Source organism: Methylobacterium oryzisoli (assembly GCF_046557895.1).
Classification (GTDB): Bacteria; Pseudomonadota; Alphaproteobacteria; order Rhizobiales; family Beijerinckiaceae; genus Methylobacterium; species Methylobacterium oryzisoli.
The window spans coordinates 135,802-151,598 of sequence record NZ_JBKIBX010000005.1 but is presented as its reverse complement, the minus strand read 5'-3'; the positions used below and the strand labels follow the sequence as shown (position 1 = coordinate 151,598).

At 72.5% G+C, this 15,797-nt stretch carries 10 protein-coding genes; 5 read left to right on the top strand and 5 right to left on the bottom strand.

Annotated elements, in window-relative coordinates; translation table 11 throughout:
* Nucleotides 1–18 precede the first annotated feature (18 nt).
* The 3 genes from tsaE to ahcY all read right to left on the bottom strand — a co-directional run bounded on the left by tsaE (nt 19) and on the right by ahcY (nt 6,214).
* Nucleotides 19–1,551 carry a tRNA (adenosine(37)-N6)-threonylcarbamoyltransferase complex ATPase subunit type 1 TsaE gene (gene tsaE, locus ACKUB9_RS07340; protein WP_407519797.1) on the bottom strand — a complete coding sequence of 511 codons (1,533 nt, stop codon included), beginning with the start codon at nt 1,549–1,551 and terminating at the stop codon, nt 19–21.
* Between the two features lie 296 nt (nt 1,552–1,847).
* Nucleotides 1,848–4,508 (bottom strand): sensor histidine kinase, encoded by a 2,661-nt coding sequence (locus tag ACKUB9_RS07335; RefSeq protein WP_407519664.1) that lies wholly within the window; start codon nt 4,506–4,508, stop codon nt 1,848–1,850.
* A gap of 299 nt (nt 4,509–4,807) precedes the next feature.
* Nucleotides 4,808–6,214 carry an adenosylhomocysteinase gene (gene ahcY, locus ACKUB9_RS07330; RefSeq protein WP_407519665.1) on the bottom strand — a complete coding sequence of 469 codons (1,407 nt, stop codon included), beginning with the start codon at nt 6,212–6,214 and terminating at the stop codon, nt 4,808–4,810.
* Between the two features lie 728 nt (nt 6,215–6,942).
* On the opposite strand from ahcY, the gene ACKUB9_RS07325 reads away from it, so the two are divergent.
* From ACKUB9_RS07325 to ACKUB9_RS07310, 4 genes are all read left to right on the top strand, one after another.
* Entirely contained in the window at nt 6,943–8,565 is a 1,623-nt protein-coding gene (locus tag ACKUB9_RS07325) for a S8 family peptidase (RefSeq protein ID WP_407519798.1), read from the top strand.
* 12 nt (nt 8,566–8,577) lie between these two features.
* On the top strand, nt 8,578–8,832 hold the full coding sequence (locus ACKUB9_RS07320; protein WP_407519666.1) for a hypothetical protein: 255 nt from the start codon (nt 8,578–8,580) through the stop codon (nt 8,830–8,832).
* A 188-nt stretch (nt 8,833–9,020) separates the two neighbouring features.
* Nucleotides 9,021–9,278 carry a hypothetical protein gene (locus ACKUB9_RS07315; protein WP_407519667.1) on the top strand — a complete coding sequence of 86 codons (258 nt, stop codon included), beginning with the start codon at nt 9,021–9,023 and terminating at the stop codon, nt 9,276–9,278.
* Nucleotides 9,279–9,434: 156 nt separating this feature from the next.
* The gene (locus ACKUB9_RS07310) at nt 9,435–11,057 is read left to right on the top strand and encodes an ABC transporter substrate-binding protein (RefSeq protein ID WP_407519668.1); all 1,623 of its coding nucleotides are present in this window, start codon (nt 9,435–9,437) and stop codon (nt 11,055–11,057) included.
* Nucleotides 11,058–11,109: 52 nt separating this feature from the next.
* Here ACKUB9_RS07310 and ACKUB9_RS07305 read toward each other — a convergent pair whose 3' ends face one another.
* Both ACKUB9_RS07305 and ACKUB9_RS07300 read right to left on the bottom strand, forming a co-directional pair.
* Nucleotides 11,110–11,862: a pseudouridine synthase gene (locus ACKUB9_RS07305; protein ID WP_407519669.1), complete on the bottom strand. Its 753-nt coding sequence runs from the start codon at nt 11,860–11,862 to the stop codon at nt 11,110–11,112.
* A complete protein-coding gene (locus tag ACKUB9_RS07300) occupies nt 11,859–12,791 on the bottom strand; it encodes a class I SAM-dependent methyltransferase (protein ID WP_407519799.1) in 933 nt (310 codons plus the stop codon). The genes ACKUB9_RS07305 and ACKUB9_RS07300 overlap by 4 nt, the downstream gene beginning before the upstream one ends.
* A 165-nt stretch (nt 12,792–12,956) precedes the next feature.
* On the opposite strand from ACKUB9_RS07300, the gene ACKUB9_RS07295 reads away from it, so the two are divergent.
* A complete protein-coding gene (locus tag ACKUB9_RS07295; protein ID WP_407519670.1) occupies nt 12,957–15,683 on the top strand; it encodes an ATP-binding protein in 2,727 nt (908 codons plus the stop codon).
* The last annotated feature ends 114 nt before the right edge of the window (nt 15,684–15,797 follow it).

Here is a 15,797-nt window from a genome sequence, read left to right as displayed (position 1 = left end):
GCTCGGGCTTGTCGGGGCTCAGGCGGAGGCCGGGGCGAGGCGCGGCAGGTGGGTCTCGCACCAGGCCCGCACGCCGGCCAGCGCCGGATGGGCGAGGTTGCGGGTGAGGTAGCCCTCGATGCGCGGCAGGTGGGCGAGGTAGCCCGGCTTGCCGTCCCGCCGGTCGAGGCGCACGAAGATGCCCAGGATCTTGGTGGCGCGCTGCGCGCCGAGCACCGCGTAGGCCCGCGCGAAGTCCTGCACGTCGAAATCCGGCTCGCGCAGGCGCCGCTCGCGGGCGTAGAGGCCGAGCTGGCGCAGCTCGAACTCCGCCGTGGCGTCCACGCGCGCGTCCTGCAGCAGCGAGGCGACGTCGTAGGCCGGGTGCCCGAGCACCGCGTCCTGGAAGTCGATCAGGCCGATCCGCTCCAGCCCGTCGCGCTCGGGCAGCCAGATCAGGTTGGGGGAATGGTAGTCGCGCAAGGTCCAGGTCGGGCGCTCGGGCAGGATGCCCTCCAGCGCCTCGCTCCAGGCCGCCGTGAAGGCGTCGCGCGCCGCCTGCGGCAGGGGCGCGCCCGCGGCGTGCGGGGCGTACCAGTCGAGCAGCAGCTCCGCCTCGAACAGCAGCGCCTCGCGGTCGTAGGGCGGCAGCGCGTGGTCCTGGCCCTCGGCGATCGGCAGCACGGCGGGCAGGGCCGTGCCGTGCAGCCGCGCCAGCACCTTCACGGCCTCGGCGTAGCGCTCCGGGCGCGGCCCGCTCGCATCCGCCACCGGCTCGGTGCCGAGGTCTTCGAGGATGAGCAGGCCGGCATCGAGGTCTTCGCCCAGGATCCTGGGCGCGCTCAGGCCGAGCGCCCGCAGCGCCCGGTCGACCGCCACGAAGGCGTGCACGCTCTCGGCGAGCTTGACGATGGCGCTGTAGGGTTTGCCGTCGCGCACCGGCGGACCGTCCGGGCGCGCGGGCGAGATCATCAGGATGGCCTGGCTGCCGTCCGGGTTCGTCAGGCGCTCGTAGGCGCGGCTCGACGCGTCGCCCTGCATCGGCGTGCGCTCCGCCTCGCCCCAGCCGCTGCGGTCGAGGAGCGCGCGCAGGGCCCGCGCCCGCGTCAGGCGCTCGCCGAGGCCGCCGCCGCCGATGAGCCGGGCGAGCCGCGCGGTCTCGCCGAATTCTGGCGCGAGGGCGAGGTCCACCGCGAGCGTCGGGCCGGAGCGCGGCGGCAGCCGGTCGGGCCACTCCACCAGCGCCACCGCGCGCTCGATCATCTCCTCGAAGCCGAGTTCGACCAGTTCGTCGGGTCCGCGCAGGCGGTAGAGGTCGGCATGCACCACCGCGACGCCGCCGCGGCCCTCGTAGGGCTGGAGGAGGGTGAAGGTCGGGCTCGGCACCTCGAGGTCGGGATCGCCCGTCATCTCGCGGATGAGCGCGCGGGCGAGCGTGGTCTTGCCGCCGCCGAGGCCGCCCGAGAGCGCCACGAGGTCGCCCGGACGCAGCATCTCGGCGAGGAAGCGGCCGAGATCCTCGGTCGCGGTCTCGTCCGGCAGCACGATCTCCCAGGGTGCGCGCGCGTCCATGTCCTCCCGGTCCACTCCGGCATCCTCGCTCAAGCGGCCGTCCGGGCCTCTCGGTGTCATAAACGAGGAACCTTAATCGAATCACGCCCAAAGTCCCGACGCGCCTTGCTCGCCGCGACGACTGGTTCATTCAACGCGAGGCGCGGCCCATCCACGAACAGTCGATCGATGCGCCTCCCTCACCGGAACCCCCCACCGCGTGCGGCGCGGCCGGTCCTCCGGGTCCGCCTTCCGGAGCCCTCCCGGACGGGTCCCCATCGGTCGCCTCCCGCCGAGACCCGCCCGTCCTCCGCGCCTCACAGGCTCTCGCGCGGCGGCATGACGAAGCCCACGTCGTCGTGCGGATCGACCATGGCGCTCCGGCCGCTACTGGCGCCCTTGGCGCCCTTGGCGAAGTCCGGGGTGATGATGAGGGACTCGGCCGGCGCGTGCGCGGGAACGGGACGGTCCTGGAGGCGCGCCGACGCGTCCTCCGCCGGCGCGACGGGCTCCGCGCCGTCGATCGGGAAGATGCAGGTGACGCAGGTCCCCTCTCCGGGGGTCGAGACGATCTCGATGCGGCCCCCGTGCAGCTCCACGAACGAGCGCACGATCGACAGGCCGAGGCCGACCCCGCGGTGGCGCGTGCCCAGCGTGTGGCTCTCGAAGCGGTCGAAGACGCGGGTGATGACCTCCGCCGGGATGCCGCGGCCGCGGTCGACCACCTGGATGCTGATCTCGCGCCCGGTCTTGCGCGCCGAGACCGTCACGGTCTGGCCGGGCGCCGAGAAGCCGACCGCGTTCGACAGGAGGTTGAACAGGATCTGGCGGATGCGCTTGCCGTCCGCGACGAAGTCGCCGATGTCGGCCGGCACGTCGAGGTCGAGGGTGATGGCGGCCTCCGCCAGCCGGTCCTCGACGCCCCGCGCCGCCGCCGCGACCGTCGCCTGCACGTCCACCCGCTCGCACGCCAGTTCCATCGAGCCGGCATCGATCGAGGCGAGGTCGAGGATGTCGTTGATGATGACGAGCAGCGCCGCGGAGGAGCGCATGATGTGGTCGGCGTAGTCGCGCTGGCGCGGGTTGAGGGCGCCCACGGTCTCGTCGCCGAGGAGTTCGGTGAAGCCGATGATGTTGGTGAGCGGCGAGCGCAGCTCGTAGGAGACGTGGTGCACGAACTCGTCGCGCAGCCGCGTGGTGCGCTCCAGCGCCTCGTTCTTCTCGGTGAGCGCCCGCTCCACGTTGACGCTCGCGGTGACGTCGATGTGGGTGAGCAGCGTCGCCCCGTCCGGCAGCGGCTGGGCGGCGGCGTCGAGCACCGTGCCGTCCTTGAGTTCGAGCCGGCAGGCGAGGCCGTGGCGCACGTCGGTGAGGCCCGTCACCGCGCCGCGAATCTCGGTCCAGGGCTCTTCCGAGAGGCTGAGCGCGAGGCAGAGCGGGATGATCTCGTCGATGTGGGGCTGGGCGCCGAGGGCCTCGTCGGTGATGCGCCACATGCCCGTGAAGGCCCGGTTGGCAAATTTGAGCCGGCCGTCCGAGCCGAACACCGCCACCGGCTCCTTGAGGGTGTCGAGGGTCTGGCTCTGCGCCCGCATCAGGGCGTTGTACTGGGATTCGAGGTGCACCCGCTCCGAGACGTCGTCGAACAGGTAGGTCAGGCCGCCCTGCGGGTTGGGATCCGCGACCACGCGCAGGCTGCGGCCGTCCGGCAGGTGCCACCACGTCTCGCGCGCCTCGGCGCCCCGGTAGGCGGCGAGGAACCCGGTCTTCCACGTGCGGTAATCCGCCTGCTCGGGCAGCTTGCGGGCGTTGCGCAGGGCATCGAGGATCTCGCCGTCGAGGGGACGGCCGTCGAGGAAGGCGGGATCGAGGTCCCAGAGCTGGCGGTAGGCGGCGTTGTGAAAAAGGAGGCGCTGGCGGGCGTCGAAGATCGCCACGGCCGTCGGCAGCTGGTCGAGGGTGCGGACGTTGGCCTCCATCTGCCGCTGCAGGTCGGCCCGCACGCTCTCGAGTTCCGAGACGTCGACCGCGATGCCGACGCTGCCGCTCTCCACCGGCACCTCGGTGACGTCGAGGGTGCGGCGCGCGCCGGCCATGACCGCCGAGACCCGCAAGGCGGCCGCCTGCCCGCCCGCGCGGCGGCGCTCCGCCTCCTCGCGCGCCGCGCGGTCGAGGAGTTCCGTGCCCTCCCGGACGACGCCGTCGCGGTCGCCCGCCTCGACGGCGGTGAGGTAGGCGGCGTTGGCCCAGGCGAGGCGTCCGTCGCGCCCGCGCCGCCAGACCGGCTGCGGGATCGCGTCGAGGAGGCCCGCCAGCGCGGTGAGGCCGGCGCGCGCCTCCTGCAGGGCCGCGCGCAGCTCCACCAGCTCCTGCCGCTCGCCCGTCAGCTCCCGCAGGCGCAGCAGCGCGCGGCCGCCCACCGCCTGCCCCTGCGCCTCCACGGTGCGCCCGCCCAGCGTGCGCACGGTGAGCCGGAAGCGCTCGCCGCGGCTGCGCAGGGTGTCCACCGCGGCGTCGAGGGCGGCGGCGTCGGCCGCCGACAGCCATGTGCCGAAGGCCAGCACCCGGCGGGCCGAGGCCGAGCGGCTGCCGTCCATGGCGAGGCTGACGTCGCCCTCGATCTGCGGCTCGTCGCGGCCGCTCCACGTCACGATGATCTGGCGCTCCGAGCCGAGGAGGAGCGCCGCCCGGTCATGGGCGCCCCGCAGGTCGGAGAGATCCGCCGAGAGCCGGCGCTCGCGCCGCATCCAGCGCGCCCGCTCGCGGATGTGCAGGAGCGACAGGATGGTGGCGAAGACGATGAGGCCGATCAGGAGGGCGAGGGCCATCGCGTTGTGCACGTAGGCCCCGTTGGCCGCGGCTCCGCTCTGGGCCGCCGCGGTGCCGCACGGCGCCAGCGCCAGCACGGTCGAAACCGCCCACGCGCCCGCGAGCGCGCCGGCCCCCGGCCGGCGCCGCAGCGTCCGTCCTTCCACCATGTCCCGTCCCGTCCTCGCTGCCGGCGCGCCGTGCCGTCGCCGCCTGCCGCCCGCCCGGGACCGCCCGCGTCGCGCGGCCCCCTGTCAGAATCGCCCCGATCCTAGCGCGCGAGCGAATCCGGCCGGAAGCGAAATCGGGGCGGCGGCCGCACGCGCCGCCACGTCCCCGCGCCAGGGCACAGAAATGCCACACCTGTGATGGAACGGAGGCAGAACGCATCTTTTGATTGTGTCCAGTCACGAAAGAGCCCGGCCGTGAGGCCGGGCTCGTCCGCGTCGGGTCCGGGCAGGACGCCGTCTCAGTAGCGGTAATGGTCGGGCTTGAACGGGCCCGCCTCACTGACGCCGATGTAGGCGGCCTGATCGGGGCGCAGCTTCGTCAGCTTGACGCCGATCTTCTCCAGATGAAGCGCCGCGACCTTCTCGTCGAGAGCCTTGGGCAGGGTGTAGACCTGACGATCGTACTTGCCCTGATTGGTCCAGAGCTCGATCTGGGCCAGTGTCTGGTTGGTGAAGGAGGCCGACATCACGAAGGAGGGATGCCCCATCGCGTTGCCGAGGTTCACGAGGCGCCCCTCGGACAGCAGGATGATGCGGTGGCCGTCCGCGAACTCGATCTCGTCCACCTGCGGCTTGATGTTCGACCACTTCAGGTTCTTGAGACCCGCGACCTGAATCTCGTTGTCGAAGTGGCCGATGTTGCAGACGATGGCCCGGTCCTTCATCGCCCGCATGTGGTCGAGGGTGATGACGTCCTTGTTGCCGGTGGCGGTCACGAAGATGTCGGCGCGCGGGGCGGCGTCCTCCATGGTGGTGACCTCGTAGCCCTCCATCGCGGCCTGGAGCGCGCAGATCGGATCGACCTCCGAGACCAGCACGCGGCAGCCCGCGTTGCGCAAGCTGGCGGCCGAGCCCTTGCCGACGTCGCCGAAGCCCGCGACCATCGCGACCTTGCCGGCCATCATCACGTCGGTGCCGCGGCGGATGCCGTCGACCAGGGACTCGCGGCAGCCGTAGAGGTTGTCGAACTTCGACTTCGTGACCGCGTCGTTGACGTTGATCGCCGGGAAGAGCAGCTTGCCGTCCTTGGCGAGCAGGTACAGGCGGTGCACGCCGGTGGTGGTCTCCTCCGAGACGCCCTTGATCGACTCGGCGAGGCCCGCGAACCAGCCGCGCGGCTTCTCCCTGAGCGTGCGCTTGATGAGCGCGAAGAAGATCTCCTCTTCCTCCGAGCCCGGCTTGTCGAGGAAGGCCGTGTCGCCCTGCTCGGCGCGCAGGCCCGCATGCACGAACATCGTGGCGTCGCCGCCGTCGTCGAGGATCATGTTCGGCATGCCGCCGTCATGCCACTCGAAGAGCTTGGCGGTGTAGTCCCAGTACTCGGTCAGCGTCTCGCCCTTGATGGCGAAGACCGGGATGCCGGCGGCCGCGATGGCGGCGGCGGCGTGATCCTGGGTCGAGTAGATGTTGCAGGACACCCAGCGGATGTCGGCGCCGAGCGCCTTCAGCGTCTCGATCAGCACCGCGGTCTGGATCGTCATGTGCAGCGAGCCGGCGATCTTGGCGCCCTTGAGGGGCTGGCGCGCCGCGTATTCCTCGCGCACGGCCATCAGGCCGGGCATCTCGGTCTCGGCGATCGCGATCTCCTTGCGGCCGAAATCGGCCAGCCCGATGTCCTTGACGATGTAGTCCTGCGTGCTCGGCATGCTGATGCTCCCTGGCGGCCGTTCGGGCGGCGCTATAGCAGGGGGCCGGATAGGAAGCAATCAAGACATAAAGATGTCTTTATGCGTGACTCGCACCGAGGTGATGGCGGCGCTCTCCGCCTCCGGTCGCGTTCGACGCGCAAGCCAGGAGGCGTCTGGCTGGCCGGGCCGGGTGCCCGGTCGCCGCTTGGTTCGCGTGCTAAAGCTCGCCGGTCTATCCATCGAGCGAAGCAGCCGAATTTCCCACAACATACAGCTGTGAATATTCGCCATTGCTCCTGCAATAATTGCATGTTAGTTTTAAATCCGGCCGGGACAGTTTCGGCCCTTATGAGCATCGATACTGATTTTTGATCAGATTCGCCGAGTCCTGCGGTGAGTAGCGCGCTGAGACCAGGCGCTTTCTTGCCCGCTCCAAGGCTCGATTGGCGTTTCGAAAGCCAAGATTTGATCCGAGTGCTAACGGATCAACCGGAGCAGCCCCATCGTCCACCAGAGGCTACATCGCGAGCGCGCTCGGCGCATCACTGTCATTTCCGCTGTGCTTGCAGAGAGTTCCATGTTCACAGCAAGGAGCTAAAACCATGTCTGCGAAGACCAACGGTCAGCCGAAGCCACGTGCCGACAACAGAAACGGGCGGTTTCCGTCGAGACGGGTTCTCGTCGCGATCGCCAAACCGGAGGCCGCATTGCGAGCGGGGGCCGCGAGCGTATCGTCCTTGACCGAGGTGGATGTCGCGAGCCTCAACAGAACCCTGGACAAGACGGGGGCTCGTCTCCGGCCGCTGTTCGGGAAGACCGAGGACCGCATGCGGGCCGCCGTCGCGAGCCTGTCGGTCGGCAGGCCGGCGGACGAGACCGCCGAGATGCCGGATCTGCACCTCTACTACCAAGTCGTCGCTCCCGACGAAGCGCTCGACGACCTCGCCAAGCAGCTCGCCGACCTGCCGACGATGGCCGGAGCCTACGTCACCCCGGCGCCGCAGCCGGCGGTCGGCGCCACGGCGGAGGCTGTTCCCTTCGACGAGGGCGAGGATCTCAACGTCATGGCCGCCAGTCCCGAGCCGGCCCCGCCCATCACGCCCGACTTCACCGCGCGCCAGGGCTATCTCGGTCCGGCCCCCGGCGGCATCGACGCGCTCTATGCCTGGACGCTTGCAGGGGGACGCGGCACGAACGTGCAGATCATCGACTGCGAGGGCGCGTGGCGCTTCACGCATGAGGACCTGATCCAGAACCAGGGCGGCGTGATCGGCACGCAGACGAACGATCTCGGCTGGCGCAATCACGGCACCGCGGTTGCGGGCGAGATCGGCGGCGACCTGAACACCATCGGGGTCACCGGCATCTGCGCGGCGGCCAACATCCGCGGCTCGTCCATCTTCGATGCCGGCGGGCTGCCGAGCGCCATCGTCGCCGCGGCCGATCGGCTGCGTCCCGGCGACATCATCCTGCTGGAGGTGCAGTACGGCCATCCCGCGCGGGGCTTTACCTCGGTCGAGTGGTGGCCGGCGGATTTCGCCGCGATCCGGTACGCCGTGAACCGCGGCATCATCGTCGTCGAGGCGGCCGGCAACGGCAACAACAACCTCGATGATCCGGTCTACAACACGCCCCTGGCGGGCTTTCCGGCCGACTGGCGGAATCCGTTCAACCGCAGCCTGCGGGATTCCGGCGCGGTCCTCGTCGGCGCCGGCGCACCGCCTCCCGGAACGCACGGCCGCAACTGGGGACCCGACCGGTCGCGGCTCGATTTCTCGAACTACGGCTCGGCCGTCGACGTGCAGGGCTGGGGCCGCGAGGTGACGACGGCCGGGTACGGCGACCTGCAGGGCGGCGGGAGCGAGGACCTCTGGTACACGGACGTCTTCAGCGGCACGTCCAGCGCCTCGCCCATCGTCGTCGGCGCCCTCGGCTGCGTGCAGGGCGTGCTGCGGGCCGCGGGCCGCATTCCGCTGACCCCGTCCCGGGCGCGGCAATTGCTGCGGGCCTCGGGATCGCCGCAGCAGGATGCGCCGGGCCGTCCGCGCACGGAGCGCATCGGCAACCGCCCTAACCTGCGCCAGCTGATCCCGCTGGCCCTGCAGACGGGTGAATGGGTGGGTGTCCAGTTCACCGGCCTCGTGCCCGCCAACGCGACCCAGCGCTGGTTCACGTTCAACTGGCCGGCGCATTGGCACGTCGTGTGGACGGTGGTGCCGACCAACCCGCGGCCGGGCGGACCGCAGGTGAGCTGGTCCGTGCAGGTGGAGAGGGCCAACGACCATTTCGTGACTTACTGGATCTCCATCACCAACGTGACGCCGGAGCCCGTCAACATCGAGGGCCGGTACGCGGTGCTCGGCTGGTAGCGGGAGGCGGTCATGCGCATCACGATCGACATGTCGGACGCGGAGAGCCGCTCGGCGACGATCCACCCCACGCTGACGGAAGCGGCGGGCGTGGAGGAGCCGGCCACGAATGGCGGGGCGGCTCCCGTCTCGTTGCTGATGGCGCTCGGGGTTCCAGGCCAAGCGGATGCGGCCATCCCGGCCGATCCGACGCCGGTGAGTCGCGAGGGGCTCGACGGAGGCGGAGCCCCGGAGTGGTTGACCGGCGTGATCGAAGGCGGGAGATGACGGCTCGGGCAGCGCTCTCTGCCGCCCCTGTGCCGAGGCGGTCCGGCGACTGCCTCGGCCCCTCGTCCTCCTGTACGGTCACGCGGCGCCGGGATCTCACGGTTCTGCTGATCGCTGCGGTCGCCGCCGCGCGCGTCCTGCCCGCGGCGGCGACGGAGGCACCGGGCGCTCTGCGGGGGAGGCCGATCATGGATATCGTCGTTCTGCTTCGCCAGGAGGCGGCCGACCGCATGCGGCGCGGCGCGGCCTCCGCCTTCCACGCGGCGCTGGCCCCCTACGGAGGCGTCGCGCGGCCCCAGCATCCCCAGATCGCGGACCCGCTCCTGAGCCGGTACTTCATCGTCTCGGGCGTCCCATCGGACCGACAGGACGCGGTCATCGCCGCGTTGCTCAAGGTCGACGGGGTGGAGGCCGCCTACGCGCAGCCCACGCCGGCCCTGCCATGAGGCTTTAGCCGAAGGCACTGTCCGGCCGGAGATCCCAGTTCGCCGCCAAGCAGCGGCGCCCCGCCGCAGCCCAGCCGCTGGCATGTTGCATACAATTTGCCTGGCGCGGCCCGTACGATCGGGCGGCCGCAGGGGCCGCCGCACAGGGGGTCTTCGATGAGCCAGTTCCTCCCCTCCCGCCGCCAGTTCGTGGCCGGGGCCTCGGCGCTCGCCGCGCTGGGGCCGACCGGGCCCCTGCTCGCGCAGCAGGGCGCCCCCTCCGGCAGCCTGAACTACGGCATCTCGATGTTCGACCTGCCGCTCACCACCGGCCAGCCGGACCGGGGCGCGGGCGGCTATCAGTTCACCGGCCTCACCCTCTACGACCCGCTGGTCGCCTGGGAACTCGACGTCGCCGACCGGCCCGGCAAGCTCGTCCCCGGCCTCGCCACCGCCTGGGAGAGCGATCCGGCCGACCGCAGGAACTGGACCTTCGCCTTACGTGAGGGCGTGACGTTCCACGACGGCTCCGCCTTCGACGCGGACGCGGTGATCTGGAACTTCGACAAGGTGCTCAACGACAAGGCGGCGCAGTACGACCAGCGGCAGGCCTCGCAGGTGCGCCCGCGCCTGCCCTCGGTGGCCTCCTACCGCAAGCTCGGGCCGATGACCGTGCAGGTCACCACCAAGGCGGTCGACGCGCTGTTTCCCTACCAGATGCTCTGGTTCCTGATCTCCTCGCCCGCGCAGTTCGAGAAGCTCGGGCGCGACTGGAACCGGTTCGCCTTCGAGCCCTCCGGCACCGGTCCCTACCGGATCGGCCAGCTCGTGCCGCGCGTGCGCCTCGACCTCGTGCCGAACGCGGCCTACTGGAACCGGAAGCGGATGCCGCGGCTCGCCAAGCTGACGCTCACCTGCATCCCCGACAACCTCGCCCGGGCGAACGCGCTGCTCAGCGGCGCCGTCGACCTCGTCGAACTGCCCGCCCCCGACGCGGTGCCGCGGCTCAAGGCGGCGGGCATGCGGGTGACGGGCAACGACACGCCGCATGTCTGGAACTACCACCTGTCGATGCTGGAGGGCAGCCCGTGGCGCGACCTGCGCCTGCGCAAGGCCGCCAACCTCGCCATCGACCGCGAGGCGGTGGTGGCGCTGATGGGCGGCCTCGCCACGCCGGCCGTGGGGCAGGTGCAGCCGTCGAGCCCGTGGTTCGGCAAGCCGAGCTTCAAGATCGGCACCGACATCGACGCGGCCCGCAAGCTGGTGAAGGAGGCGGGCTACTCGCCCCAGAACCCGCTGCGCACGACGTTCATCATCCCGACCGGCGGTTCCGGCCAGATGCTGTCGCTGCCGATCAACGAGTTCGTGCAGCAGAGCTGGGCCGAGATCGGCATCGCGCTGGAGTTCCGGCCCGTGGAGCTGGAGGTGGCCTACACGGCGTGGCGCCAGGGGGCGGCCGATCCCTCGCTGAAGGGCGTCACCGGCGGCAACATCGCCTACGTCACCTCGGATCCGCTCTACGCCATCCTGCGCTTCTACGCCTCGAAGCAGATCGCCCCGACCGGCGTGAACTGGAGCCACTACCGGAACCCCGAGGTCGACGCCCTCTGCGACAGGATCACGTCGAGCTTCGACCCCGACGAGCAGGACCGGCTCCTCGCCCGCGTGCACGAGATCGTCGTGGACGACGCGGTGCAGGTCTGGGTCGTGCACGACACCAATCCGCACGCCCTCTCGGCGAAGGTGAAGGGCTACGTCCAGGCCCAGCACTGGTTCCAGGACCTGACGACGCTGTCGTGAGGGCGCCCAGGGTCCTGAGCGGAAGCGTCCGCCCGCTCGGTCCCGACGCTTGTCAGGAACTCGCCCCCTCCCCCGGCTCGGCGAACACGGCCGCCACGTCCGCCTCGCCGAGCAGGCGGTACTGCCCCGGTGCCAGGTCGGCCGGCAGGGCGAGGGCGCCGATCCGGTCGCGGTGGAGCGCCGTGACGTGGTTGCCGAGCGCCGCGAACATCCGCCGGACCTGATGGTAGCGCCCCTCGGTGAGGATGACGCTCGCCCGCGTCGGCCCTTCCGCCGCGAAGGCGACCGGCAGGAGCGGGCGCTCCTCGCCCTCCAGCAGCAGGGTGCCGGAGGCCAGGACCGCCCCCTCGTCGCCCCGCAGGGGCCGGTCCAGGGTGACCCGGTAGCGCTTGGCCACCTTCGCCTTCGGCGAGATGATCCGGTGCAGGAGGGCGCCATCGTCGGTGAGGAGGAGGAGGCCCGACGTCTCCTTGTCGAGGCGGCCCACCGTCGAGAGCGGCGGGTCGCGGCGGCGCCAGCGCTCCGGCATGAGCCCGTAGACGAGCGGCCCCGCCTCCTTGTGCGAGCAGGTGACCCCGAGCGGCTTGTGCAGCATCAGGGCGACCCCGGGCGGCGGGTCGACCGGCGCGCCGTCGACGGTGAGCCGGTCGGCCAGATCGCGCGTCACCGCGATGCGCCGGTCGGCCTCCCGCAGGGGCGCGCCGTCGAGGCGGATCGCGCCCGCGCGGGCGAGCGCCTGGATCTCCCGGCGGGAGCCGTAGCCGAGATTGGCGAGCAGGCGGTCGAGCCGCACCGAGCCGCTCACCGACGGGCCTCGAAGAGCTTGTAGCCGTGCGCGGCGGCGACCGGATTCACCTGCCGGAAGGCCTCGGCCAGCACCGCCTCGTAGGGCAGGTGGGCGTTGGCGGTGAGCCAGAAGCTGCCGCCCGGGCGCAGCGCCGCGGCGGCGCGCCGGATGAGGGCCTGCCCGAGCGCCTGGTCCTCGGTGCCCTCGTGGTGGAAGGGCGGGTTCGAGACCACGAAGTCGAGCCGCTCCGGCAGCACGCCCTCCTCCCGGGCATCCGCCCAGACGATCCGGGCGCGCGGGTCGGTCACGTTGCGGCGCGCCGCGTCCACCGCCCGGCGGTCGATGTCGACGAGGTCGAGCGCCGTGACCCGGGGCGAGGCCAGCACGGCCCGGGCGATCACCCCGATGCCGCAGCCGAGATCGCCGCCGCGCCCGGCGAGCGGCGGCAGGTGGTCGAGCAGCAGCGCGCTGCCCGGATCGACCCGGTTCCAGCTGAACACGCCGGGCTGCGACCACAGCCCGAGCCCGGGGACCAGCCGGGGAGCCCCCTCGGCGATCGCCTCGTCGAGCCCCGGCGGAGATGCCGGCCGGCGCGTGCGGCAGATTCGGTGATGGCGCTTGGCGGCCTCCTCCACCGCGCAGCCGAAGCCGGAGAGTTCGCGCGCCAGCCGCGTGCCGCCCCTGTCCTTCGGCGCGAGCGCGGTCAGGGACCCGCCGGGGGCGAGCGCCCGCAGGGCGAGCGCCAGGGTCGCGCGCCGCTCGAGCGTGCCCGGCGGCGCGAGCAGGACGAGGGAGTCGAGAGCACCGGGGGCGAGGTCTTCCAGGGCGGCCGAGCCCGGGATCGTGGGGGAGAGCTGGAGCGCGCCGGGCGGCACCTCGGCCAGCACGGCCGGCGGCAGGCCGTAGACGGCGCTCGCGGCCCCGGCGGAGTCTGCGCCGGGGCGGATCCCGGTCGTCGGGTCGGCGGATGGCACGGGTCTGTCGTCTCCTCGCGGCGCGCAGAACCGATGCGCCGCCCGCCGGGGGACATAGACCGACCGGCCAGTGTTGTCAGAGTGCTAACGCGGATATCGTAGCCAGCGGCGGTCGTCGCCCCGATCCGGTTGGTCCGCATGCGCCTGCGCACACTCTTGGCCGCGGCCTTCGCGGGCTTGGCCCTCACGCTCACGCTCGCCGGGGCGCTGGCCGTACAGCACCTCGCGGCCGAGCGCCTGCGGGCGCGCATCGGCGACGACCTCGCCGGCCTCGCCGGGCAGATCCGCACGCTGCTCGACACCACGATGCACGAGCGCCTGTCGGACATGCAGGTGCTGTCGAGCGTGGCGGCGGGCGCGGCGCCGGGCGGCGCGGCGCAGCGCGCCTGGATCAAGGCCCTGCACGCCGCCGCCCCGACCTACGCCTGGATCGGCTTCGCCGACCGCGACGGCACCGTGCGGGCGGCCACCGGCGGCCTCCTCGAAGGCCGGAGCGTGGCCGAACGGCCGTGGTTCCGCGAGGCCCTGAAGGGCCCCTATGCAGGGGACGTCCACGAGGCCGTGCTGCTCGCCCGGCTGCTGCCGCCCGATGCGAACGGCGAGCCGCTCCGCTTCGTCGACGTGGCCGCTCCCCTGCGGGACGAGGCGGGCACCGTCGTGGGCGTGGTCGGCGGGCACCTGAGCTGGGCCTGGGCCGACCGGGTGGCGGCGAGCGTGCTCGCGGCCGCGGCGGCCCGCGCGCCCCAGGCGACGGCCCTCGTCCTCGGCCAGGACGGCACCGTGCTGCTCGGCCCGCCGGGTCTGCGCGGAACCCGGCTGCCGGAACATCCCGACCGTCTGCCGACGGGGGCACGGGAGGGCTACAGCCGCGAGACCTGGGCGGACGGGCGCACCTTTCTGGTCGGGGCGAGCCGCTCCGCGGGCGTGGGCGCCTATGCGGGGCTCGGCTGGACCGTGCTGGTGCTCGAACCGGCCGACACCGCCTTCGCCCCCGCCCGCCGCCTCAGCCTGGAGATCGCGGCCGGGGGCGCGGCCTTCGCGGTGCTGTTCGCGCTGATCGGCTGGTGGGCGGCCGGCCGCATCGCCGAACCCGTGCTGGCGCTCAGCCGCACGGCCGAGAGCATCACCAACCTCGACGCGGTGCCGGACGAGGCGCTGCGCCCGCGCGGCTGCGCGGAGGTGCGCACTCTGGCGGGCGCGCTCACCGCACTTCTCGCACGCCTGAGGGAGCGCGACCGGGCGCTGGCGGCGGCGAACCGGACGCTGGAGGACGCGATCGCGGCGCGCACCCGCGACCTCGCGCAGAGCCGCGCCTTCCTGGAAAACATCCTGCGCACCAGCCCCGACTGCATCAAGGTGCTGGACGGCGACGGGCACCTCACCTTCATCAACGACCGCGGCCTCTGCCTGCTCGAACTCGACACGCCGCAGGCGGTGATGGGCTGCCGCTTCGACAGCCTGCTGCCGCCGGAGAGCCGCCCGGCGTTCGAGGAGGCGGTGCGGGAGGCCCGGACCGGCCGCACCGCCGAGGTGACGCTCTTCTGCCCGGGCGCCCGCGGCACGCCGAAATGGTGGGACATCGCGGTGGCGCCACTCCCGGATCCCGGCGGCCCCGACCGCCTCCTCGTCGTCTCCCGGGAGGTGACGCGCCAGCACGAGCAGGCCGAGGCGCTGCGGCTCGCCCGCGACCTCGCCGAACTCGCCCAGGCCCGGGCCGAGAACGCGAGCCGGGCCAAGACCGAGTTCGTGGCGATGATGAGCCACGAGATCCGCACGCCGCTCAACGCCATCAAGGGCTTCGCCGACCTCCTGGCGGCGGACCGCGCGCTTTCGCCGACGCAGCGGCGCTACGCCGAGATCGCCTCGGCGGCGAGCCAGTCGCTGCGCGTCATCGTCGACGACGTGCTCGACTTCGCCAAGATCGAGGCCGGCCAGATCACCCTGGAGCCGGTCGCGTTCGCGCTCCCCCGCCTCGTCGAGGATGCGGTCGCGGTGATGCGCCACACCGCCGAGGCCAAGGGCCTCGCCCTCGCGGTGGAGATCGATCCGGCCGTGACGCCCTGGCGGCGCGGCGACGACAGCCGCCTGCGGCAGGTGCTGCTCAACTTCCTCGGCAATGCCGTGAAGTTCACCGCGCAGGGCCGCATCGCCGTCTCGGTCCGCCCCGGCCGGCGCGCCGAGAGCGTGCGGGTGGCGGTGAGCGACACCGGCGTCGGCATCCCGGCCGACCGGCTCGGCCGCCTGTTCCAGACCTTTTCGCAGGCCGACGGCTCGGTGGCGCGCCGCTACGGCGGGACCGGGCTCGGCCTCGCCATCGCCAAGCGCCTGATCGAGCTGATGGGCGGGCGCGTCGGCGTCGAGAGCCGCGAGGGCGAGGGCTCGACCTTCTGGTTCGAGGTCGATCTCCCCCGGGAGGCGGCGCCGGCCGCCGCGACGGCGGAAGCGGAGCCCGCCCGCAGCGGTCCGGCGCGCCCGGCCCGCCTGCTGCTCGCCGACGACCTCGCGATCAACCTCGAACTCGCCCGCGTGGTGCTGGAGCGGGCGGGCTACACGGTCGACGTGGTCGACAGCGGCGAGGCCGCGGTGGCGGCGGTGCTGGGGGGCGAGTACGACCTCGTGCTGATCGACGTGCAGATGCCCGGCATGGACGGGCTCGCCGCCACCCGGGCGATCCGCGCCCTCGACCACCCGGCCCGCAACGTGCCGATCATCGCGATGAGCGCCAACGTGCTGCCCGAGCAGGTCGCGCTCTACCGCGCCGCGGGCATGAACGACCATGTCGGCAAGCCCTTCGCCTGGAAGGATCTCTACGCCACGATCGAGCGCTGGCTGCCGGACGTGGTGGCGGCCCGCGCGGCGGGCTGACCGCGCGGCGGGCCGACCGGACGGCGCCCCCGGCATCCTTCGCCGAAGCCGCCACCGGCTCAGCGAGGGATGAGAACCAAGGACCTCGGCGGCATGGCCAGGGGCCATGCCGCC